Origin of the sequence: Nocardia sp. SYP-A9097 (assembly GCF_009649815.1) — a bacterium.
Lineage (GTDB): Bacteria > Actinomycetota > Actinomycetes > Mycobacteriales > Mycobacteriaceae > Nocardia.
Genome location: NZ_WJIC01000042.1, coordinates 23,422 through 45,710, shown reverse-complemented (window position 1 = coordinate 45,710; position 22,289 = coordinate 23,422). Strand labels below are relative to the sequence as shown.

Here is a 22,289-nt window from a genome sequence, read left to right as displayed (position 1 = left end):
CTTCCTTGGCCCACTCGGTGATGTGGTGCACCGCCGACAGGGACGCGGGCGCGCTGCAATCCGGTCGGGTGCAACCCTTTTCGGCTGCGATGAGAGCCAACCGCTGGGCCTTGGTGGCCAGGCGGTCATCATGACCCAGGTGCAGCGGCATGTCGACCAGGGTGAGACCGGGTGCGGTGTCGAGAGGTGAACTGCCGGATGAGCCGGGCGCAGTGCTACGGGTAGTTCCGGAAGCTGCCACACAGTTCGTAGCGGGCGCAGCGACGCGGGCAGTGTCGGGAGTTGCGTCACGGGCCATTTCGGGCGAGGCGGTTGGGGTGGGGCTGGGGGTTGCGGCCCGGGTTGTTTCGGGTGACGCCGTGCGGGTTGTTTCGGGTGACGTTGTGCGGGGTGTGGCGGGTGGCGCCGTGCGGGGTGTGGCGGGGGTGCGGCGTACGCGTGCCACGTGTACTGGTGCTCCGACCTTGTTCAGGACTGTGATGAAGGTGTTCGAATCGCTGGCGGTGGTGGCCAGTTTCAGGGCTTCGGGGATTGAGAGGGTGGTGCCGGTGGCGGTGGTTGCGAGGCCGGTGCCGCGCTCTACGTCGGCGACGCTCATGGTCAGCAGGGCGGTGACTGGCAGGCCGCGGTGGGTGCCCAGTTGGGTGGGGTTGCAGTTGAATCGGAGGAAGCTGAGCAGGGCGTCGTGGTTGCGTTGGGCGGGGGTGCGGGTGTCACGCTTGGCTGCGGCGGCCAGGGCCTCGCGGTCGGTGGCTTGGGTTGCGGTGCGGGGGCTTTGGGGGTCTTCGGGGTTGCACATGCCGGGGCGCGCGAGTTTGGCCAGCAGCGGATCCAGCACCGCACGCAGGGTCGGGGTGAGTTCACCCGACACCGGGGACATTCCGTTCACGCGCTGACGACCGATGGTCAACCCACGCAGACGTTGCCGATCCCGGTCGGCGGCGAGTTCACCGTCGGGGTTGACCCGCATCATGATTTCGTTGCCCAACCGCGGCAGCGTGTCGGGGAAGCCGTTGCAGGCGTAGTCGGTCAGGATCTGTTGGGCGGCTTCCTTTTTGCGGTCCGGCAAGCTGTCGGGGAGGCGGTGCATGATGGCCATGATGTGGCGGGCGTGGTCGGCGGAGATCTCACCTGCACGCTGCGCCTCGCCCACATACGGCAGTACCGGCTCGAGCTCGCCGGTGGGAAAGACCCTGGGAGCCAACAGTTGTGCGGCATTCCAGCGTGCGGTCGCATCCGCGTGCGACAACCGCAGGGTCTGTTCGAGGAATTTGATCGGGGTCGACGCGCCTGCGCGGGCGGCCAGGCAGCGGGTGCCGGTTTCCACGGTCAGGCGATGCTTGACCGCTTCCAGTTTGCGCAGGCTCGATTCCACCTCACGCATGACCGCGATGAATTCGGTATCCAGGTGCGGGGTCAGATCCGCGTCCAGGAGGCCGTCCACCGCTACAGCCAGCGCCGAAGCACTGACTGTCAATGCGGTGTTTCCCCCTGAATTCATGTCTTTATTCTACCGTGATAGAATAGACCGCGAAAGGCGAATTCTATTGTGATGCAATTAGTTTCAGAATTGATCGCCTTTCGAATTGGAATCCCCGGCTCTTACCGCAGACCTTCCAGCACGTCCAAGCGAGTCGAATCCCGCACAGCCCCACGATCGGCCGAAGTGGCCAGCAGCGCGTAGCTACGCAGCGCCACCGAAACCGCCCGCTCCCGCGCCACCGGTCGATACCCACCCCCGTTCTCGAGTCGATCGCGCCGCTCGTCCAACTCGCCATCCCCGACCTGCAATGTCATTGTCCGCGAGGGGATGTCGATGGTGATCCGGTCCCCATCCCGAACCAGCGCGATCACCCCGCCCGCCGCGGCCTCGGGCGAAACATGGCCGATGGAAAGCCCGGATGACCCACCGGAGAACCGCCCGTCGGTGACCACCGCACACTTCCCCGCCAACCCGCGACCTTTGAGATATGAAGTGGGGTAAAGCATCTCCTGCATTCCCGGCCCGCCGCGCGGCCCTTCGTATCGGATCACCAGTACATCGCCGGGCCGCAACCGCCCGGTGAGGATTGCATCGACGGCGTCCTCCTGTGACTCGGCCACGACGGCGGGCCCGCTGAACGTGTGCATGTGCTCCGCCACTCCGGCCGATTTCACCACCGCGCCATCGGGTGTGAGATTCCCGCGCAGCACCGCCAATCCACCATCCCGCGAATATGCATGCTCGCGATCGCGAATGCATCCCTCGGCGGCGTCCACATCCAATGAACGCCATCGCTCGGACTGCGAGAACGCCGTGGCCGAACGCTTTCCACCCGGCGCGGCATGGAACATCTCGATTGCCTCGGCGGATGCTGTGCCGCCGCGCACATCCCACGTACCCAGCCATTCATCCAGCGAATCAGCGTGCACCGCAACCACATCGCGGTGCAGCAGCCCGGCGCGGTCCAGTTCACCGAGAATCGCCGCGATGCCGCCTGCCCGATGCACATCCTCCATGAGGTACTCGCCATTCGGTGCGACCTTGCACAGGCACGGCACCTGCAGAGACATCTTCTCGATATCGGTGAGGCCGTAATCCAGCCCGGCCTCCTGCGCCGCGGCCAGCAGGTGCAGCACCGTATTGGTGGAGCCGCCCATAGCCAGATCCAATGCCACAGCATTGTCGAAAGCCTTGTGCGAAGCCAGATTACGTGGCAGCACGCGATCATCGTCCTCGTCGTAGTACCGCCGTGTCACCTCCATGACCGTGCGGCCGGCCGCTTCATACAGTGCGCGCCGAGCGGTATGCGTCGCCAGCACCGTCCCATTGCCCGGCAACGCCAGCCCCAGCGCCTCGGTGAGGCAGTTCATCGAATTGGCCGTGAACATTCCCGCGCAGGAACCGCATGTGGGACAGGCGTTCTCCTCGATCAACGCCATATCCTCATCCGACACCAGCGGCGACACCGCCTCCGACATGGTGACGATCAGATCCAGTCGGCTGCGCACGGTGCCGTCCACCAGCACCGCCGTACCGCCCTCCATCGGTCCGCCGGAGACGAACACCGTCGGAATGTTCAGTCGCATGGCGGCCATGAGCATTCCGGGAGTTATCTTGTCGCAGTTCGAGATACACACCAGTGCGTCCGCGCAGTGCGCGTTCACCATGTATTCGATCGAATCCGCGATCAGGTCCCGCGAGGGCAGTGAGTACAGCATTCCGCCGTGCCCCATGGCGATGCCGTCGTCGACCGCGATGGTATTGAACTCGCGTGCGATGCCTCCGGCAGCTTGCACGGCTTCCGACACAATGTGCCCGACCGGCTGGAGGTGGGTGTGTCCGGGGACGAACTCGGTGAAGCTGTTGGCGATCGCGATGACCGGCTTGCGGCCGATATCCGCCGACGGCACTCCGCTCGCGCGCATGAGGGCGCGGGCTCCCGCCATATTCCGGCCGTGCGTGACCGTGCGTGAACGCAATTCCGGCACGATGCCACCTCCTTCAAAAACTGCAACCGTGTGGTTGGAGTTTTGCATACGGGTTAGCCTGACTGCAACCGTGCGGTTGGAAATGGTTGGATGAAACACATGGCGTGGGATACCGAAGGAACCAAACAGCGGCTGCTCGACGCCGCCGTGCACGAATTCGCCGAGCGCGGGCCGGACGGCGCGCGCGTCGCCGCCATCGCCGCCCGCGCCTGCGTCAATAAAGAACGCATCTACCAGTACTTCGGCGATAAGCAGGGGCTGTTCGAAGCCGTGCTCACCGACCAGCTGGCACAGCTCGCGGCCGCCAGCCCACTCGCCGCCGACAAGGCCGGGGAACTGGCCGAATACGCGGGGCACGTCTTCGACTACCACCGCACCCACCCGCAATTCCTGCGGCTACTGCACTGGGAAGGGTTGCAGCCGCAAGGCGGTGAACTCTCCGCCGAGTCCGCGCGCGCCTCGCATTACGCCGACAAAGTAGCCGCGCTGGCAGCCGCCCAACGCGCGGGCAAGCTGACCGACGCCGTGGCTCCCGGATACCTGATGTACGCCGTCGCTGCCCTGGCCGCGTGGTGGTTCGCGGTACCCCAGGTAGTGCGAATGGTCCTGACCGACGACGCCGAAGACCCGGAAGCGATGCGCGCGGGCCTGATCAACCTGGTACGCCGACTCGAAATCCGCCCCGAGAGCGCATAGCCCACTGCCGCGCGCAGATTGGTGTGCCCCGTCCGAACGGCCGGCCCACCTCGCGCCCGCGCAGACCTGGTCGGCCTGGGCCCCGTACATGAAATGGCATCGAATGCTGTGCGCGGCAGGCGAAATCGCGTGGGTGACCTGCCGCTGCGGCGGACGCATTGGCCGAGAAGCAGGGGTTTCCGTAGTCTCCGCTGCGGTCGCCCCTCGCCCCGGGATCTGCTGTTGGAGCGTGTCCGGGCCTACTCGCGTCCATGGCTGTCGCGCTCGGTGCGAAGACGCTCATCCCCGGTCCGCGGGCCTGATTGCTATCTGCCGCAGCCGAATTCGCGGGCGCGGGAAGCGATTGCTCACGCTCGAGCCAGTGTCCCACTATCTGCGGCTGCCGGAGCCAGCCGCTCCGCCAGTGCACTGAGCACGGCCGTGCAGCTCGCCTCGATTTTGAGCTTGGCCAGTTCGTCCCCGCGCGTCGCGCCGCGATTCAGAATCACCACGTCCCGACCGGTTTTTGCGGCCCGCCGAGCGAATCGCAGCCCGGACATGACCGTCAGCGACGAGCCGGCGACGAGCAGTACCTCGGCGGACTCGACCATCGAGAATGCTTGTGTCACACGCGGTTCGGGCACGCTCTCGCCGAAATAGACGATATCGGGCTTCAACATTCCGCCGCATTCGGCGCAATCCACCATGCGGAAGTTGCTGGTGTCGGCGACCACCGCGTCGGCATCGGGTGCGACCTCGAGTCCGGTGAGGCGCATGGTTTCGGCGAATCCGGGATTGGCCGCTTCCAGGCGCTCGGCGAGGGTCATGCGGGACACCAGTGTCTCGCACCCGAGGCACCGCACCCGCGCGTACACCCCGTGCAGGTCGATGACCGCCCGCTGCCCGGCCTTGGTATGCAGCAGATCCACATTCTGGGTGATCACTCCGCGTACCACCTGGGCGCGCTCCAGGCGGGCGAGTGCGCGATGCCCCGCGTTGGGTCGCGCCGCGTCCATGTACCGCCAGCCGACGTGATTACGCGCCCAATACCGTTGCCGAAAAACGGGATCCCCGACGAACTGCTGATAGGTCATAGGGTTGCGCGGCGGTGAGTCCGGCCCGCGATAGTCCGGAATGCCGCTGTCGGTGGAGATGCCCGCGCCGGTCAGCACCGCCACCGAGCGACCGGTGAGCAGGTCTACCAGCCGCTCCAGCGAAGAATCCGACATGGTCGACAGCTTACGAGGCGACACAGGCTATGCGCCCGGTCACACCGTGTCACACCCGTCCGGTCTGCTCCGTCGTATTGGCAAGAGCGTCAACACAGCGGCGCGGAGCTCACTACGAAGGAGTTGTCATGACGAAGACGGTTCTGGTCACCGGTGGTACGGGCACCCTGGGCAAGCTGGTCACCCCGCTGCTGGTGCGGGCGGGCGTCGAGGTGCGGGTGTTGAGCCGCACCGCCCGCGAAGGCGCGGACGGCATCCGATACGTCGCGGGCGATCTGCAGACCGGCGAGGGCGTCGCCGCCGCGGTCGCCGGCGTGGACACCATCCTGCACCTGGCGGGCACCCAGAAGGGCGACGGCGATAAGGCCCGCAACCTCGTCGCGGCCGCGCAGCAGGCATCGGTGACCCCGCACCTGGTGTACATCTCGGTGGTCGGCGCGGAGCGGGTGGTCGTAGAAAGTGGTTTGGACCGAGCCATGTTCGGCTATATGGCCGCCAAGCGCGAGGCCGAGATCGTGGTGCAGGAGTCGGGCCTGCCGTGGACCACCCTGCGCGCCACCCAATTCCACGAACTGCTGTTCACCATGGTGCGGGCGCTCGGCAAGCTGCCCGTCGCACCGGTCTTCGACTTACGATTCCAGCCGATCGCAGCCGCCGAGGTCGCAGCGGAGCTGGTGCGCCTCACCCTGGGCGAGCCCGCCGGACTGGTGCCGGAGCTGGCCGGGCCCGAGGTCTACACCATGAAGGAAGTGGTGCGCGCCTACCAGGACGCCATCGGCAAGCACCGCCCCATCCTGAGCCTGAAGGCACCGGGTAAGGCCGCCAAGATCTACAAGGCGGGCGGCAATCTGAATCCGGAGCGCGCCGTCGGCGAGCAGACCTGGGAGGAGTTCCTGGCCGCCCAGCTCGCCGCACCCGCGCACGCGTGAGTCTTGAAAGCGCTTGTCAGCGTGGACCGTTGGTATTGAGGAAGACGACGGTGCCGCGACCGAAACGGCCCTGTCCATTCATATCCAGCAGCGCGGCCATGGCCTTGGCGGTGTAGACCGGTTCCAGGGTCAGATGCTCCAGATCGGCCGAGAGTGTCTGTGCGGTAGTGGCTTCCGGCGTGGGATGGCCGTAGCCGGGACCCAGATAGTCGGTGACGATATCGAGATTGCCGGTAGGAGTGACGTTTTCGGGCAGCCGCGCACCACGCTCCCGCAACACTCGAGCCGAGCGGGCGGCCAGGCCGGACAGGGTGGGTTCGTCCAATCGCAGCGTGTCGTTCACGACGACACCGACCACCCGGGTCGGCAGTCCCGCCAGCCGTAGTCCGAGTGCCAGCCCGGCCACCGTGCCACCGGATCCGACCGGCGTCACGATATGGGTGGGCTCGGGTAGTTCCCCCGCCCGCACCTGCGCCGCGAGTTCGAACGCGGCCTCGACATACCCGAGTGCGCCTACCGCCGAGGACCCACCCGCGGGCAGAAAGTAAGGCGGCCGCCGACCGGAGAAATTGCGAGCGAGGATATACGGCGCGCTGAGTACAGTCCGCCCCTTGGACCGGGTGAAATACAGCTTCGCCCCGGAGGCCCGCAGGCGCTCCAGCTGCGTCCGCACATGCTCATCCATCGGCTGATCGATAAGCGCCAGTACGGTTTTCAACCCGAGCTCACGCCCGTACAGCGCGGTCGCCAGCCCCCAGTTGGTGCCGATCCCGCCCACCGTGACAATGGTGCGCCGCCCCTGCCGCAGCGCGTCCGGCAGCAGCCACTCCAGTTTGCGGACCTTATTGCCGCCCCAGCCGCCGTCACCGAATTCGCTGTCGTCCTTGACCCAGAGGTCGGCGGCGACCGAATCGAGTGAGGACAGTCGCCGCACCGCTGTCGGACTTTTCCCCAGCGCGATATGCGGCAGGGTGCTTTCGAGTTCGGGATACTGCTTGTGCAGGTGTGGCGTCACACGTCCAACGTATCGACTGTCCAGTCCTTATACGAGCGTGGCGAGGCGCACATGAGGCATGCTGGAGCATGACCACCAATTCGGAGCGGCCCGGGGGACGTTCCCGGCTGATGCTCGCGCTGGTGGTGATCGGGGTGGCACTCGTGCTCGCCATTGCCGCCACCACCTATTTCGCCCTGAACCGGAACAATGGCGGCGCAGGTGAAAGCACCCACGAGTCCGTGACGCTGCCGCCGGGGACGGTGACGATTCACGACTTCCCGGGCGTATCCACGACGCCGGAAGCGACAACCGCGCAGCCGACGCCCGCCGCCCCGGCCCTCACGCAACAGGCCCTCTGGCCGTTCGCCGATACGGCCGCCGCCGCGGCCTGGCAGCAGTCCTATCGGGACGGTGGACATCAGCCGTGGCATCTCGATTCCGGCGCTGTCGCACTCAACTTCACGCAGGGGTACCTGGGCTACACCGATATCGACAAAGTCGTACTGAATACCACCAAGGGCGAAGAGTCCTGGGTGACAGTGGGTTTCGACAATCCCAACGGCGTCGCGGTCCCGGCCGCCGTATTGCACCTGGTACGCCTGAGCGCCGGCGATGACGCGCCGTGGGAGATCGTCGGCACCGATGACCGCACGCTCACCCTCACCATGCCGCAGTACGGCACGAAGGTGAATTCGCCACTGGCCGTGGGCGGTCATATCACCGGCGTCGACGAGAGCCTGCGCGTCCAGGTCCGTCAGCTCGATAAAGAGCAACCGGTCGGTGCGATTCCGGGCATCCCCGCGGGCGGAGAGAACAACCCCTGGTCCGCCAGCGTGCCGTTCACCGCGACCTGCCCGGGCACCCTCACCGTCGCGGTCGCCACCGGCGGACATTCCACGGCCGTGGAGCGTTTCGCAATCACCGGAGTGCACTGCTGATCCGAGTAGACTGAAAATGGCGGGCAGCGGGGACCGCGAAGGGGGCGAACACGATTCGGGTGGGTCGCCTATCGCTCACCTAGGAGCATCATGCCTGGTGTCATCGATCGAGTCCTCATAGTCACCGGCGCCGGTGGCGGTCTGGGCCGCGAATACGCGCGACTGCTCGCCCGCGAGGGCGCCCTGGTGGTGGTCAACGATCTCGGTGGCAGTCGCGACGGAATCGGCTCCGGCAAGGAGATGGCCGATGCCGTGGTCGCCGACATTCGCGCGAATGGCGGTACGGCCGTTGCCAATTACGACAGTGTCGCCACCGAGGAGGGCGCGTGTTCGCTCATCGATACCGCCGTGCGCGAGTTCGGCGCGGTACACGGCATTGTCAATAACGCGGGCATCCTGCGCGACACCAGCTTCGCCAAGATGAGCGCCGAGAACTGGGAAGCCGTGCTGCGGGTGCACCTGTTCGGCGCGTACAACGTCACCCATGCCGCCTGGGGTCACTTTCGCGAGCAGGGTTTCGGGCGCGTGGTCATGGCCACCTCCACCTCCGGTCTGTTCGGCAATTTCGGCCAAGCCAATTACGGCGCAGCCAAACTCGGGCTCATCGGGCTGCTCAATACCCTCGCCATCGAGGGGGACAAGTACGACATCACCGTCAATGCCGTCGCGCCCATGGCGGCCACCCGGATGACCACCGATATCGCCCCGGCCGATCTGCTGCAACGACTTCCACCCGCGCACGTCGCGCCGGTGGTCGGCTATCTGCTGAGCCAGGAGTGCCAGGACACCGGCATGGTGCTCATCGTCGGCGGCGGTTCGGTGCAGCGCGTGCAACTGTTCGCCAATAAGCCGGTGTTGTTCCCGGATGTCCCGAGCATTGACGAGGTGCGGGACAATTGGGAGCGCATCACCGATATGGCCGACGCTCAACCCGGGGCCAACCCCGTGGGCTGAGCCGCCCAGAAGGAGCCTCGCCATGAGCGGGAACCATTGGGACGCATTGGTTGTCGGAGCGGGGGCGGGTGGGCTCTGCGCCGCCGCCCGGCTCTCGCACCACGGCTATCGAACGCTGGTGGTGGAGTGCCTGGACCGGGTCGGTGGCCGCGCCTCCACGGTGGATATCGACGGCTTCAAGGTGAATACCGGTGCCATCGGCGTGGAACTGGGCGGTATCACCGAGCAGACCTTCACCGAGGTGGGCGCGAAATTCGAAGTGCGCCCGGCGAATCCGCCGATCCTGTACCGGATCGGCGGGCGCACGGTCGATATCGCGTCCGGCGGCTGGCAATTGCTTATCTCCCAGCTGATTCGGCAGGGCGCCCCACTGCTGCGCGATGGCGCCGAGCGGGCCGACGGCATGCCCGTTCGGGAGCTCTGCACCGCCGACTGGGTGCGCAGACATACGAAGAACGCGGCCGTGCACGGGATTTTCCGCGCCATGTGCGGGACGGTCTTCGCGGTCGGGCCCGAGGAGTTGCCGGCACGGGTGTTCCTGACCCACTTCTCCGGTGTGGCCGCCTTCGAGAATTTCGGCTTCTGCCCGGCGGGGACCATCGGCCTGTGGAAGTCACTCGCCGAGGTCGTCGAACGCAATGGGGGAGCGGTACTGCTCGATACGCAGGCGCTGCGGCTGCACGTCACCGACGGCCGGATCACCGGGGCGACACTGCGCCGCGGCGGCGAAATCACCGATATCACTTGTGATTTCGCGATCAGCGATATCGGGCCTTCGGCAACCCTGGATCTGGTCGGACCGGAGCACTTCCCGTCCGACTACATCGGGACCGTACTGCAGGGTGATCTGCCCGGCGGCATGATCTCGGTGAATTTCGCCAGCCGCGACCGGCTACTGGACGCGTCCGGCCTGCTCAGCTTCGTCAATACCCGAAGGCTCTGCTACGCAGCCGATTTCACCGCAACCTGCCCGGAGATGGCACCCGAGGGCTGGCATCTGTATGTGGGCACCGGCCTGCCCAAGCCCTCGGTCGGCGACTTCGACGTGGAAGCCGAGGCCGCCCTGCTCCTGCACGATCTGCGCTGTGAGATACCGGGTTTCGAGAGCGCCCGACTGCTCTCCATCGACGTCACCCGCGACGACTGGCCGCCGCAGCGCACCGTCGCCGGCTATGACCTGCCGCATGACACTCCGATACCCAATCTCTGGAATGTCGGTGACGCGGTGAAGGAGTACGCGCACGGCGGCACCACCGCCTGCGCCGAGACCGCGCAGATCGTGGTGGACAAGATCCTGCTCAGCGCAGCTTCTCGGCCGTCCCCGGTAGTCGATCCACCATAGCCACCACATAGTCGGCCACGATCTCGATGAGCATGGGCCGCTCCACCTTCAGCCCACCATCCAGCCACACCAGAATCAGTTCGGCGGCCCCGCCGGTAATGAGCTGGGCCAGGGCGGTGAGCGCGGTGTCATCGCCCTCCGGAATATCCAGCAGCGCGTGGGCCTGCTCGATAATCGTCCCGGCCACCTTGCGCATACTCTCGAAGCGCATCCGCATCAGCGCCTCGCTGCCGTACGCCTGCGCGAAGGCGATATTCGCGCGCCGCGGATCATCGGTGACGGCGATGATGAGCGCCGCGACGCCGGCGCGAATCTTGTCCTCGGGTTCGCCGGGGGTTTCGATCATGGTGGTGCGTGCCTGATCCAGCGCGGCGGTCTGCACCTCGTCCAGCAGTGTCGCCGCCAAAGCGTCCAGATCACTGAAGGATTCGTAGAAGAAGCGCGGACCCACCCGTGCGTGCTCGCACACCCCGCGCACGGTCAGCGCGGCCAGGCCCTGGGTACCGACAATCTCCAGCGCGGCGTCCAGGAGCCTGCGCCGACGCTGTTCCCGGCGCTCATCGGTGGAGGTTCCGCGATAGGTCCCGCTGAAAGCCCGCGTCACCTTCACAGCTTCGCACAGATATCGGGAAACGACCGTTTACGGAAACAATCGTTTCCGCTACCGTTGGTACATGGTGCCTCGAAGAGCCGTGCTGAACCATCGAATTCAGTACCGGGCGGCCGGGGTGCTGGAGCGCTACCCCTGCGCACCATGCGCCCTGGCCACTCCGCCGCCCGGGAGCGGGCTCAAACCCGTCATGGGCGATTTCGGACCGCCCGGTATCGGCCACGTCATGAGTCAGCTCGCCGATCCGATCGGTTTCTCGCGCCGGCGGATGCAACGCTTCGGGCCGGTGCAGTGGAGCGGCAGCTTCGGACGACAGATCGTGGGGTTGCTCAGCCCGGAGGCGGTCGAGGAGCTGGTGCTGGATCGGCAGCACGTGTGGTCGGCGCGGCAGGGGTACGAGTTTCTGATCGGCCCGTTCTTCCGGGGCGGAATCCTGTTGCGGGACTTCGACGAACACGCTTTCCAGCGTCGCATTCTGCAGCAGGCCTTCACCCGTTCACGGTTGATCGGCTATCTGGACCTGACCACGCCCCGCATTACCCGGGGCGTCGACAGCTGGCGGCCGGGGCCGGGCTTCCCGCTCTACGATCACGTCAAGGCCATGCTGCTGGAGCAGGCCACCGTGGTCTTTGCCGGCGCCGAACTCGGCCCGGAGGCAACACGTTTGGGCCACGCCTTCGAGGACGCCGTGCACGGTGGACAGGCCATGCTGCGCTTCGATCTGCCCGGCGGCGTGTGGAATCGGGGCCTGCGCGGCCGGCAGCTGCTCCAGGAGTACTTCCGGCGGGAACTGCCCGGTAAGCGCGCGGGCGCGGGTGACGATCTGTTCAGCGTGCTCTGCCACGCCGAGACCGAGGACGGCGCATCCTTCAGCGACGCGGACATTGTCGATCACATGATCTTCGTCATGATGGCCGCGCACGATACCAGCACCAATGCCATCTCCATGCTGAGCTATGAGCTCGCGCGGAATCCGAAGTGGCAGGAGCGATTACGCGAGGAGTCGCAGGCCCTGGGTAAGTCGACGCTGGACTACGGTGATCTGGACCGGCTCACCGGGCTGGAGCTGGCGTTCAAGGAGACGCTGCGCATGTACGCGCCCGTCGGGCAGCTCGTACGCGAATCCATTGCCGATACCGAGATTTCGGGTTACTACATCCCCAAGGGCACCCTGGCCATCGGCGCTCCGTACGCCATGATGCGCGCCCGGGAATACTGGAACAACCCCGATGTCTTCGATCCGGAGCGCTTCGAACCCCAACGCGCGGAAGACAAATCGCATCGCTTCGCCTGGCCGCCGTTCGGTGGCGGCGCGCACAAGTGCATCGGGCGGTACTTCGGCGGCATGACGGTCAAGGCCGTCATGCACCGGATGCTGCTGAACTACCGCTGGAGCGTGCCCGAGGGCTACCGGGTGCCGCTGGTGGCGGGCACCGGTCCGCAACCGGCGGACGGGTTGCCCATCACCCTGCGCCGGCTCTAACGCACATCCCGCGGCACCCCGAGTTCCATATCCAGATAACGCAATTCGGGATCGCGGCGCTTGCCGTTGCGGAAGGCCCGGAACACCAGATCCTGTGGATGGCGCACCGCGAACACCTCACGGAAGGTGCTCGCCGTGCGCCGGGGCGTGTCGAGCAGTCGCGGGTTGTAGCCGGCCTGCGCCATCGGCCCCTCCCAGATGAGCGCGGCCCCGCCGGGCACGCTGTGCGGGGCGAAGCTCCAGCCCAGATCCCGCATGCGCCGGTCGAATTCGCTCGCGCCGAGTCCGGCCACGTCCCAGCCGCTGGCCTCGTTGAAAAGCTGCCGCCCGTGCAGGAATTGCACGAAGCACGGATCCGGTCCCGGATGCGGGGTGCTGAGGTTGATCACACCGTCCCAGGGCAGCGTGGTGAGGGCCCAAGCCAGCCGGGTCTCGAAATCCTCCCAGTCGGCGCAGAGGACGGGCGCTCGGCGCTCACTGGGCCGCTCGGGAACCAGGCCGTAATCGCCGACGGTATCGGGTGCGTCCAGGCTCCAGGCGCTGAACCGCAGGCGATCCGGGCGCATGGCAAGACCGCGGCGCAGGATGGTCACGATCGATTCGGCGATCTTCTTGCGCTGTTCGATGGTGGCGCCGCGCCGCCAGCCGGTGCTCCACTCGCGTGCCAGGTGCGGCTGTTCGCGGACCCGGCGCACGGCGCGCCACTGCGCATCCGGTGCGGCACTGTCGGATTCGAGCGGTAGCGGGCACGGATCCCAGATGCCGTCGGGTTGAATTCGCAGCAGGGCGACCAAGCGTTCGGCGTCGGTGGTCTCGGGTGGTACCGCTATGACGACCTCGATATCGCTGCCCTGCTGCGCGAAATGTATGTGCCGCCCGGAACTTTCGTCGCGCACCTGGATGAATCGCGGATTCCACTCCAGTCCGAACTGGTCGGTCTCCTCGTCCTCCTCCTCCAGGAAGAACGGCATCCATTTCAGTAGTACGTCCCAACCCTCTGCACCCATGTTCGCTTCCCTCCAGGCATCCCGCCAACCTACCGGGCGGTAACGGCGGTGACCCGTCATGGGTTCCGGATAGCCCGCCCGGCATGGTAGAACCTGTTCTAGTTTTTCGACGAAGGACCCTGAATGAACTGGTACACCGGTAACACCGTCTATGACACCGTCCTCACGATCGCGTTCGGATTCGCCGCGTTCGTGCTGGTGGGTGGGCTTTTCGGGCAGAGCCCGTACGGCCGCTTCGCCACCGCCAAGCTCGGTCTCAACCTCAATCCGAAGCTCGGCTGGTGGTTGATGGAGATTCCGGCCACCGTCGTATTCGCGGTCGCCTACCTCAGCGGACCGAACCGTTTCGAGCCGACTTCCCTGGTGCTGGCGGCCATCTGGATTCTGCACTACGCCAATCGCGGCTGGTTCTTCCCCCTCTCGATTCGCCAGGTGCCCGGCAAGACCAGCAGTTTCAATGTCTCCGTGCTCGGCATGGGCATGTTCGTCACCGCCATGCACGGGTATCTCAATGGTGCGCTCTTCAGCCATGATTACCTGGGGCAGTACGGCACCGACTGGCTCACCGATCCGCGCTTCCTGATCGGGCTGGTCATCTACCTGAGCGGATTCGCGCTGCTCACCAGCTCCGAGTGGATCGTTCGCAATCTTCGCGACAAGAACAATCCGGGCGCAACGGAATACAAGGTGCCCTTCGGTCTCGGCTTCAAATTCGTCACCAGCCCCACGTATCTCGGTGAGTTGCTCGCCTGGGCGGGGTTCGCCATTCTCACCTGGGCGCTACCGGGTGTGGTCATCTTCCTGATCACCTTCGGCAATCTGGTGCCGCGCGCCTTCGCCACGCACACCTGGTACCGGGAGAAGTTCGCCGACTACCCGGCGGAGCGAAAAGCGCTGGTGCCCTTCGTTATCTGAGGTCAGCGCCGCTGGCGTGCGGCCTTGTCGCGATACATGGCGGCGTCCACGGCATGCATGAGCTCGTCGATGGCGGTGCAGTGTGTATCCACCAGTGCGGTACCGATACTCACGCCCACCGTCACCGAAAGCCCTGCCACATCGAAGGGTTCGCGCAGCGCCGCCAGGATCTTGTCCGACACCGCGGTCAATTCCGCTCTGCCCGAACACTCTTCGACCAGCACGATGAATTCGTCACCGCCCAGCCGCGCCGCCACCGTGTTCTCCGGCAGTATCGCGCGCAACCGCTGTGCCACATCGCAGAGCACCCGATCGCCGGCGGTGTGACCGCGCCGGTCATTGATCTCCTTGAACCCGTCCAGGTCCAGATAACACACGCCCACTTGACCATTCGCCGCGGCGAGCCGGTCGAAGAAGAGCAGTCGATTGGGCAGGCCCGTCAGCGAATCATGGTGCGCGTCGTACCAGAGTTGATCGGCGAGCTGCTTGCGCTCGGTGACATCCACGGTGACGCCGATCAGGAAGCGCGGCTTGCCGGCACTGTCCCGCACCACCGACATCGACAGGTCGATAATCGTCACCGAGCCATTGGGCTGGGTATTCACGGTCTCGGTACGGAAGCTCTCCACCTGCCCGGTGAGCAGCTGCTGGAAACGCTCGAAGGCATTACCGATATTGACCGGGCCGAGAATATCGGCCACCGACCGGCCCGGCATGGCTTCGGCTGGGACACCGAGGGTTTCGGCCATGGCACTGTTCACCTCCACCACCCGGCCGGTGGTGATGTCGATGGTGCCGATACCGACCGACGCGCCGTCGAAGATGGCTTGGAAACGCGCCTCGGAGAGCTGCCGCTTGGCCTCGGCCTCGCGGGCCGCGACCAGCACGGCTGCCGTGGTGCTCTCCTGTTCGGCCAGGGCGGCGTGGCGCAGCCCGGCCGTGAACGCGGCCGCGAATTCGGCGGCCACATCGATGGCGCGGTCCCGCACCGACTCGGCGCCGGGCGCGGTCGGATCGGCGCACACGGCGAGCACCAGATCCTTGCAGAGCACCAGGACCGAGCGGTGCACGGCGAGCGGGTCACGATAGTTGGCCGCGACCAGCGCCGCGGCGGCCTCGCGGGCCACCGTCATATCGGCGGTGCCGCGCACCGCGGCGATCAAACCCTCGGCATATGGGTCCAGGAGCCGTTCGACCTGGGCACGGTTGAGCGTCGGCGCGACCGCGCCCTCGAGCATGGCCGCCCACCGTACCGCCAGATCGTGTGCTGCTCCCACCAATGACCCCCTGCCCGGAAACCTTACTCCCGCTCAGGGTTTCCGGCCGACACCGGCCAAACCCAGAGAGCGGCCTGGGGTTTCGTGTTGATCGTCGGATTCCGGTCGCCACAGCGGTAATTCGACGACACCGGGCTCCACCAGATCCCAGCCCTCGAAGAATCCGGCAATGGCCTCGAGCGACCGGAAGTGAATGCCGACCTTGCTCTGATCGGCGGCGTTCGCGCCGAGCTTGGCGGCATCCTCGGGTCGGGTCGCGGTGGTGAGATGGGAGATGGCCACATAGCTGCCCGCCGGTACGGCCGCGCGCAGGGCCGCGACCGCCGCACCCGGGTGGTCGTCGTCGCTGAGCAGGTGCAGCACCGCGAAGAGCAGTACGCCGACCGGCCGCTCGAAATCGATAATGCCGGTTTCGCGGGCGGCGGCGAGCAGGTCGGCCGGTTTGCGCAGATCCGCCTCGATGGCGGCCGCACCGGTATTGCCCTGCAGGATGGCGCGCGCGTGTGCCACGGCCACCGGATCGATCTCGGCGTACAGCACCCGGGAGTTCGGATCGATCTCCTGCGCCACCTCGTGCACATTGCCCGCGGTGGGGATGCCGGAGCCGATATCGAGGAACTGCGTCACGCCCTGGTCCATCAGAAAGCGAACCGCACGACGCAGGAACGCGCGATTGCTCAGCGCCACGCGGGGCAGATCCGGAACCAGAGCCTTGCCCATTTCCGCTGAGCGGCGGTCGATTTCGAAGTTGTGTGAGCCACCCAGTAGCGCGTCATACATGCGCGCCGGGCTCGCCAGCGTCATGTCCACACCCTCCGGGGCCCATGCCGGTCTTTCCATCCTGCACCCTCCTGCAATCGATCGAACCCGGCCGGACGATCCCGTATCCCGATCACCCGGACGGTGCACCGCGATGTTAGCCCGCGTTCTCCAGAATTCTTGTAGCGGCATCGATCTCAGGGCAGTGGTACACCGGCCAGCAGCCACCGCGCACCCAGAACCAGAGAGCCCAACGCCACCAATCCGAATACCACCACCCACACTAGCCCCGGGATGTGCGTGAGGTGTGCCAGCTGATCGGCGTCCGAGTTCGGCTCGTGGCGGCGATTGCGCTGCAACTCGATGACCGGGCGGACCGCGGCCAGCAGAAGGAACCAGGCGGCCAGATAGGCGAGTCCGGCCTGAGTGTCATCGGTGCCGAACCAGGACACCGCGAAGATCACGCCTCCGGTGACGAAAACGGTCAGCAGACCGTACCAATTACGCACCTTCAACAGCAGGACCAGCAGCAATGCGATGGTCAGCCACAGCATGAGGGTGATCCGATGCGCGCCCAGCAGCGCCGCGTACCCGAGCCCGAGCAGTGCGGGCGCGGGATATCCGGCGGCGGTGGTCAGCATCATGCCCAGCCCATACGGTTTTCCACTCGAAACCGTGAGTCCGGAAGTGTCCGAGTGCAATCGGATGCTGTTGAGTCGCCGCCCAGTCAACAGTGCGGTGAACGCGTGCCCGCCCTCGTGCGCGATGGTCACCGCATTGCGCATCAGCCTCCACGTCGGCCGGAACGCGACCAGCAGCAGCGCGATCACTCCCGTCCCGATCACCAATTGCCAAGGCGGCGCGGTCTGGGTGGTGGTCAGCCGATCCACGATCGAGCTGCCGTGTTCGACGAACTCTGCGCTGTGCATCGCCGAACCATAGCGAGTGCGGCTGAGCGGGGCCAATGCTCCGCGTTCGGGGGACGTGGTACCGGGCTCGACGCCATAATCGGTGCGGGCCGAAATGGGGAGTGCCCGCCGAGAGGAGACCATCGTGTCGGAGTCGAATCATCGGAGATCGTTCGCGGTGGGCACCCTCACCGGTGTCAATCCGCCCCTGGCCGCGGCGCGCTCGGTGGTGCGGATGGCGCGGCTCGGGCGATTGGATTCGATACTCGCGCCGGATCATTTGGTGAGTGTGTTCCCGCGTGCGATCTGGGACACCGATTTCACACCGCAGGCCAAGACGGTGCACAGTCCGGACGAACAATTCGACTACGCGCCACTGCTGGCGCATCTGGCCGGGGGAGCGGGGCGGGTGCAGCTCGGCGTCGGTGTGACGGACCCGCATCGGCGCCACCCGGTGCTGCTGGCACAGACATTTCTCACGCTGGCGCATATGACGAAGGTGCCGCCCATCCTCGGCATCGGCTCCGGCGAGCGGGAGAACCTCGACCCATACGGGTTCACCTGGAATCGGCCCGTGGATCGATTGGAAGAGGCGCTGCAGGTACTGCGCGCTGCCCTGGCCGCGGACGGTCCGATCGAATTCTCCGGCCGCTACTATCAAATCGACGGCGCACCAATGGATTTGACCTGCCCGCCGGAGCGTATGCCGCAGGTGTGGATCGGTGCGCACGGCCCCCGCATGCTGGAGCTGACCGGCCGCTACGCCGACGGCTGGTACCCGTGGGAATCCCTCGCACCGGACGAATACGAACGCCGCCTGAAACTGGTCCACACCTCCGCCCGCGCAGCAGGCCGCGACCCGGACGCCATCGTCCCCGCCGCCATGCTCCAATTCCTGACCGCCCGAACCGAATCCGGCATCCGCCGACTACTGCGCACCCCCGCGATTCGCTACGTCGGTCTCTTCGCCTCCGCCGAAGTATGGTCCCGTTCCGGTGCTAAACATCCCTTCGGAGATGACTTCCGGGGCCTGATAGACCTGATGCCCCACCGCCTCACCCGATCCGAAGTTCGCGAAGCGATAGAGGAAGTCCCCGAGGAAGTCCTACGCAACTGGCTCATAGTCGGCACCCCCAACGAAGTCCTCCGCCGCATCCGAGACCTCTCCGACGCGGGCCTCCGGCACGCCATAATCCTCCCTTCCGCCGCCCTCGTCTCCAACGCCGACGCCGCCTTCGGCTACGCCGTATTGTTCTGGCTCGCAACCAAACTCCGCCGCCCGGCATCCAGCGCGGAGTAGGGGTCGCGCGCGCGGCCGTCCGGGCGCTAGCCCTTGGGGGCGACAGACTCCGAGTCGGTGAACACCCGGACATCGCGGGTTGTGACCAGTGGCAGCAGTTCGCTCACGCCGATCTCCCGGAAATGCGGCGTATCGCGGTGCGCGGCAAAGGCATCCGCATCCACATACGTTTCGATGCTGACGAAGCGCTCCGGCTGCTCGACCGATCGGAAGACGTCGTATCCGATACAGCCGGGCTCGGTGCGGCAGACCTGCGCGAATCGCTGCAGCATCGCGCCCAGTTGATCGGCGTTCTCCGGGTCGGCTGTCACATCGGCGATCACACGAACATTCGAATCCATCGGCCGACCCTATCCGGCTGGTGGGTGTCAGCCGATCTCGGCGGGAGCGGCGAGTGCGGCCTGCATGGCCACTCCGTCCACGTACGAGTGTTTTTCGCGGACGGCGCCGTTCTCGACCAGGACGAAATCCGCCAGGTCCACATCGACGGCGGCGCCGCTCACCGAGGTGCCCCGGAGCTTCCACTGGACTACCCAGAAGTCCTCACCCACACGGAGATTGACCATATGGAAGGTCAAATCCGGTACTAGGGCGAAGGTTCCGGCGGCGGAGGCGCGGATTTCGGCTCGGCCGCGGGCGGGTTCGCCGCCGGAGTGCAGGTGGAAGATCGAATCGGGGGTGTGTAGTTCGGCAATGCGGTCGGGGTCGTGATCGGCCCAGCAGGCGTGGTAGCGCTCGAAGAGTTCCCGGGTGGAAGCGGACATAATGGGCAATCCTTCTAAGATACAAACAGGATGACTGTATGTAACGGTAGCACCGGGGAGCGGGCGGAATGCCTCGAATCGAAGACTCGACCGATGCCGGCCTAGACTTCGACGTCGCCATGAACGCAGATCGCCGAACCCAAGCCGAACGCTCGGCCTCCACCCGCGGTGCGGTCCTGCGCGCCGCGCGAGAACTGTTCGGGCAGTACGGATATGGCGCGGTCAGCACGGTCGCGGTCGCCGAATCGGCGGGCGTCAGCCGGGGCGCGCTCTACCACCAGTTCAGCGAGAAGCGGGAGCTGTTCGAGGCGGTCTTCGAGGACCTCGAACGCGATCTGGTGCAGGTCATCGGCTCGGCCGTCGCGGGCGCGCGCACCGACGATCCGGTCGCGAGTCTGATTGTCGGCTGTCTGGCGTGGCTGCAAGCCTCCACCGCACCGGAAGTACAGCGGATTGCCCTGCTGGACGCGCCCGCGGTACTCGGCTGGAGCCGCTGGCGCGAGATCGAACTGCATCACACCATCGGCCTGGTGGAGAACGCTCTCGCCGGGGCCATCGCCGCGGGCCGGATCCGGGCCCAGCCCGTGCGCCCGCTGGCGTTGGTCATTGTGGGTGCGCTGGACGAGGCCGCTCAACTACTCGCCAACTCCGCCGATGGCGAGGATGCCGCGGCGATCCGTTCGGTGATCGAGCAGCTCATCTCCGGGCTCGCGATCGACTGACGGGATCAGTTGGGGGAGAGTCGATTCCGTGCCTGCTCCACACGGCGCTCCAGGGCGTCCATATGCTGATCGGCGCGGCGTAGCGTCTCACGAGTGGAGCGTTCGGTGGAGGCGGTGAAGCGGCGCTGCTCCTCGGCGTGCGTCAGTTCCGTGCGCAGGGTGGTGATGCGGTCTTCGAGTTGAGTCAACTCGGCGGCGGCGACGGCATGCTCGGCTCGAGCGGAAGTGAGTGCGGCGCGGCCGGTTTCGATCTCGGCGAGGGTCTCATCGAGTTCGCGGCGGGCCTCGGCCAGCGGATCGGGCTGTGCCGCACCTGAAGTGCCAGCGGGTGGTTTCCCGTTGCCGGTGTCTTCCGCTGTCCCGGAATCGATTTCGTCGGCGGGCAGACGGGGCACCGAGACGAGCGCGGCCGGTCCGAACCCCTCATAACTCGCGGCGGCACTGAGTGTCCCGCCGAGCACCTGCTCCCCGATCTGCGAATCGGCCAGCGCCGCTTGCAGAGTGCTGCCGATCTCCCGAAGCGCCGGTTCGGTGAGCCGCTGTCCATGACCCGCCGCCAACTGCGCGGCCTTACGGGTGAGCCCATTGACCGCCTGCTGCCGCTGCGTACTCAGCGCCCGCATTTGCGCGCCCGACAACCGCCGCTGTGCGTCCCGCAGCGCGTCCCCCACACTCAGCAGCGCCCGCACCTCCTGCTCCGCCTCGCGCGCCAGCAGATTCACCGCCCAGGCCGCCACGGTCGGCCGCCGCAACTTGCCGATGGCCGTCGCCAGCGCCCGATCCCCGCTCTCACGTGCCTGCTTCGCCCGTTCGGTCCGCGCCGCCACGAATTCGGCTGGCGGTACCCCGTAGAGCTCAGCCGCAACCTCGTCGAGCGTCATACCGCACAAGCCTACGAGCAGTGTCAGCCCTGGATGCTGAAGAACACGAGACTGCCGATACCCGCGACCAGGCAGTAGATCGCGAACGGGGTCAATGTCTTGGTCTCGAAGTAGGCGGTCAGGAACTTGATCGAAATGTAGGACAGCACGCCCGCGACCACCGAACCCGCCAGCGCCGGACCCAGAATGTCGTGATTCTCCGGCTTGAACAGCTCCGGCATCTTGAGCACACCGGCGGCGAGAATCACCGGCGTGGCCAGCATGAACGCGAAACGGGCGGCATCCTCATGGCTCATACCCTTGAACAATCCCGCGACAATGGTGCTCCCGGAGCGGCTGATGCCGGGGAAGAGCGCCGCGATCTGAGCGGATCCGATCAGCAGTGCGTTCTTCACACCGAGCTGGGACAGTCGCAGATCGGAGGCGCGATCGGGATCGGCGATCGGCAGCACCACCGTGTCCTGCGACGACAGATCGGCGGCGCGTCCGGAAGGTGTGACCACCGCTTCGACTTTCACACGGGTACGCAACAATTCGGCCGACAGCAGCACAAATCCATTGAGCGCCAAGAAGATCGACGTCGGTATCGGTGTACCGAGATAGTTGCGCACCGCCTTCTCCAGCAGCAACCCCGCCAGCCCCACGGGAATCGTCGCGACGATCAGCAGCACACCCAATCGTGCTTCGGGCGTACGGATTTCGCGAGTCCGCAGCACATCCCACAGCCCGCCGATAATCCGCACCCAATCCCGCCGGAAGAAGATCACCAATGCCAGCGCCGTGGCGACATGCATGGCCACCAGCAACGCCAGATACGGCGAATCCTTGGCGGACATATCCAGATCCTTCGCCCACTGCCCGCCCACCCAGGCCGGCATGAGAATGCTGTGCCCGAGACTCGACACCGGAAAGAGCTCACTCACCCCCTGCAGTGCGCCGACAACGATCGATTCCAGATACGTGATGGCCATACGTTTCCTGTCGTGATTGGGGACGATGCGGTCGGTGCGTGGTTGCCGGTGGCGAGGATCGCGAGTGAACCTACTGATCGCTGCCTGTGACGGCGCTGAGAGAGCGCGACGGTGAAATCGCCGGATCTCGGCGGTCTGCGAAGTTATTCACCGGTTC

22 protein-coding genes are annotated in these 22,289 nt (G+C 66.1%); 9 read left to right on the top strand and 13 right to left on the bottom strand.

Annotated features, from left to right (window positions below):
• Window positions 1–1,501: DUF222 domain-containing protein (locus GFY24_RS38045; RefSeq protein WP_153809970.1), on the bottom strand; the 1,501-nt coding region annotated here is incomplete at its 3' end.
• Between the two features lie 101 nt (window positions 1,502–1,602).
• A complete protein-coding gene (gene ilvD / locus GFY24_RS38040; RefSeq protein WP_309231831.1) occupies window positions 1,603–3,471 on the bottom strand; it encodes a dihydroxy-acid dehydratase in 1,869 nt (622 codons plus the stop codon).
• Between the two features lie 99 nt (window positions 3,472–3,570).
• Between ilvD and GFY24_RS38035 the strand changes: the two genes are divergently transcribed.
• Window positions 3,571–4,167: a TetR family transcriptional regulator gene (locus tag GFY24_RS38035; RefSeq protein ID WP_153809977.1), complete on the top strand. Its 597-nt coding sequence runs from the start codon at window positions 3,571–3,573 to the stop codon at window positions 4,165–4,167.
• 347 nt (window positions 4,168–4,514) lie between these two features.
• Here the strand turns inward: GFY24_RS38035 and GFY24_RS38030 are convergent, their stop codons facing one another.
• Complete coding sequence (locus tag GFY24_RS38030) at window positions 4,515–5,375, bottom strand: Sir2 family NAD-dependent protein deacetylase (protein WP_153809968.1); 861 nt, start codon at window positions 5,373–5,375, stop codon at window positions 4,515–4,517.
• A gap of 128 nt (window positions 5,376–5,503) precedes the next feature.
• Here GFY24_RS38030 and GFY24_RS38025 point away from each other — a divergent pair, with 128 nt between their 5' ends.
• The gene (locus tag GFY24_RS38025; protein ID WP_153809967.1) at window positions 5,504–6,304 is read left to right on the top strand and encodes an SDR family oxidoreductase; all 801 of its coding nucleotides are present in this window, start codon (window positions 5,504–5,506) and stop codon (window positions 6,302–6,304) included.
• Between the two features lie 16 nt (window positions 6,305–6,320).
• Here GFY24_RS38025 and GFY24_RS38020 read toward each other — a convergent pair whose 3' ends face one another.
• Window positions 6,321–7,319 carry a pyridoxal-phosphate dependent enzyme gene (locus GFY24_RS38020; protein ID WP_309231830.1) on the bottom strand — a complete coding sequence of 333 codons (999 nt, stop codon included), beginning with the start codon at window positions 7,317–7,319 and terminating at the stop codon, window positions 6,321–6,323.
• Between the two features lie 68 nt (window positions 7,320–7,387).
• Here GFY24_RS38020 and GFY24_RS38015 point away from each other — a divergent pair, with 68 nt between their 5' ends.
• From GFY24_RS38015 to GFY24_RS38005, 3 genes are all read left to right on the top strand, one after another.
• Window positions 7,388–8,239: a hypothetical protein gene (locus tag GFY24_RS38015; protein ID WP_194853180.1), complete on the top strand. Its 852-nt coding sequence runs from the start codon at window positions 7,388–7,390 to the stop codon at window positions 8,237–8,239.
• A gap of 90 nt (window positions 8,240–8,329) precedes the next feature.
• Window positions 8,330–9,193 (top strand): SDR family oxidoreductase, encoded by an 864-nt coding sequence (locus GFY24_RS38010; RefSeq protein ID WP_153809965.1) that lies wholly within the window; start codon window positions 8,330–8,332, stop codon window positions 9,191–9,193.
• 22 nt (window positions 9,194–9,215) lie between these two features.
• Window positions 9,216–10,535 carry an NAD(P)/FAD-dependent oxidoreductase gene (locus tag GFY24_RS38005; protein ID WP_153809964.1) on the top strand — a complete coding sequence of 440 codons (1,320 nt, stop codon included), beginning with the start codon at window positions 9,216–9,218 and terminating at the stop codon, window positions 10,533–10,535.
• Here the strand turns inward: GFY24_RS38005 and GFY24_RS38000 are convergent.
• Complete coding sequence (locus GFY24_RS38000; RefSeq protein WP_309231829.1) at window positions 10,492–11,139, bottom strand: TetR/AcrR family transcriptional regulator; 648 nt, start codon at window positions 11,137–11,139, stop codon at window positions 10,492–10,494. The two genes, GFY24_RS38005 and GFY24_RS38000, sit on opposite strands and share 44 nt — an antisense overlap.
• Before the next feature lie 70 nt (window positions 11,140–11,209).
• Between GFY24_RS38000 and GFY24_RS37995 the strand changes: the two genes are divergently transcribed.
• Complete coding sequence (locus tag GFY24_RS37995) at window positions 11,210–12,628, top strand: cytochrome P450 (protein WP_228567056.1); 1,419 nt, start codon at window positions 11,210–11,212, stop codon at window positions 12,626–12,628.
• Here the strand turns inward: GFY24_RS37995 and GFY24_RS37990 are convergent.
• Entirely contained in the window at window positions 12,625–13,635 is a 1,011-nt protein-coding gene (locus GFY24_RS37990) for a hypothetical protein (protein ID WP_153809962.1), read from the bottom strand. The genes GFY24_RS37995 and GFY24_RS37990 overlap by 4 nt on opposite strands.
• A gap of 123 nt (window positions 13,636–13,758) precedes the next feature.
• On the opposite strand from GFY24_RS37990, the gene GFY24_RS37985 reads away from it, so the two are divergent.
• The gene (locus GFY24_RS37985) at window positions 13,759–14,550 is read left to right on the top strand and encodes a 3-oxo-5-alpha-steroid 4-dehydrogenase (RefSeq protein ID WP_153809961.1); all 792 of its coding nucleotides are present in this window, start codon (window positions 13,759–13,761) and stop codon (window positions 14,548–14,550) included.
• Window positions 14,551–14,552: 2 nt separating this feature from the next.
• Here the strand turns inward: GFY24_RS37985 and GFY24_RS37980 are convergent, their stop codons facing one another.
• The 3 genes from GFY24_RS37980 to GFY24_RS37970 all read right to left on the bottom strand — a co-directional run bounded on the left by GFY24_RS37980 (window position 14,553) and on the right by GFY24_RS37970 (window position 17,515).
• Window positions 14,553–15,827: a sensor domain-containing diguanylate cyclase gene (locus GFY24_RS37980; RefSeq protein WP_309231828.1), complete on the bottom strand. Its 1,275-nt coding sequence runs from the start codon at window positions 15,825–15,827 to the stop codon at window positions 14,553–14,555.
• 33 nt (window positions 15,828–15,860) lie between these two features.
• On the bottom strand, window positions 15,861–16,667 hold the full coding sequence (locus tag GFY24_RS37975) for an SAM-dependent methyltransferase (RefSeq protein WP_153809960.1): 807 nt from the start codon (window positions 16,665–16,667) through the stop codon (window positions 15,861–15,863).
• Between the two features lie 116 nt (window positions 16,668–16,783).
• Entirely contained in the window at window positions 16,784–17,515 is a 732-nt protein-coding gene (locus GFY24_RS37970) for a M50 family metallopeptidase (protein WP_153809959.1), read from the bottom strand.
• Between the two features lie 124 nt (window positions 17,516–17,639).
• Between GFY24_RS37970 and GFY24_RS37965 the strand changes: the two genes are divergently transcribed.
• Window positions 17,640–18,794, top strand: coding sequence for an LLM class flavin-dependent oxidoreductase (locus tag GFY24_RS37965; protein WP_194853179.1), 1,155 nt, complete (start codon window positions 17,640–17,642; stop codon window positions 18,792–18,794).
• A gap of 26 nt (window positions 18,795–18,820) precedes the next feature.
• On the opposite strand, the gene GFY24_RS37960 is transcribed toward GFY24_RS37965, so the two are convergent.
• Together GFY24_RS37960 and GFY24_RS37955 are read right to left on the bottom strand one after the other, a co-directional pair.
• A complete protein-coding gene (locus tag GFY24_RS37960; protein WP_153809957.1) occupies window positions 18,821–19,135 on the bottom strand; it encodes a putative quinol monooxygenase in 315 nt (104 codons plus the stop codon).
• Window positions 19,136–19,162: 27 nt separating this feature from the next.
• On the bottom strand, window positions 19,163–19,558 hold the full coding sequence (locus tag GFY24_RS37955) for a nuclear transport factor 2 family protein (RefSeq protein WP_153809956.1): 396 nt from the start codon (window positions 19,556–19,558) through the stop codon (window positions 19,163–19,165).
• A 68-nt stretch (window positions 19,559–19,626) separates the two neighbouring features.
• On the opposite strand from GFY24_RS37955, the gene GFY24_RS37950 reads away from it, so the two are divergent.
• The gene (locus GFY24_RS37950; RefSeq protein ID WP_228567055.1) at window positions 19,627–20,280 is read left to right on the top strand and encodes a TetR/AcrR family transcriptional regulator; all 654 of its coding nucleotides are present in this window, start codon (window positions 19,627–19,629) and stop codon (window positions 20,278–20,280) included.
• A gap of 5 nt (window positions 20,281–20,285) precedes the next feature.
• Here GFY24_RS37950 and GFY24_RS37945 read toward each other — a convergent pair whose 3' ends face one another.
• Together GFY24_RS37945 and GFY24_RS37940 are read right to left on the bottom strand one after the other, a co-directional pair.
• On the bottom strand, window positions 20,286–21,161 hold the full coding sequence (locus tag GFY24_RS37945) for a hypothetical protein (RefSeq protein ID WP_153809955.1): 876 nt from the start codon (window positions 21,159–21,161) through the stop codon (window positions 20,286–20,288).
• Between the two features lie 23 nt (window positions 21,162–21,184).
• Entirely contained in the window at window positions 21,185–22,132 is a 948-nt protein-coding gene (locus tag GFY24_RS37940; RefSeq protein WP_153809954.1) for an undecaprenyl-diphosphate phosphatase, read from the bottom strand.
• Window positions 22,133–22,289 lie beyond the last annotated feature (157 nt).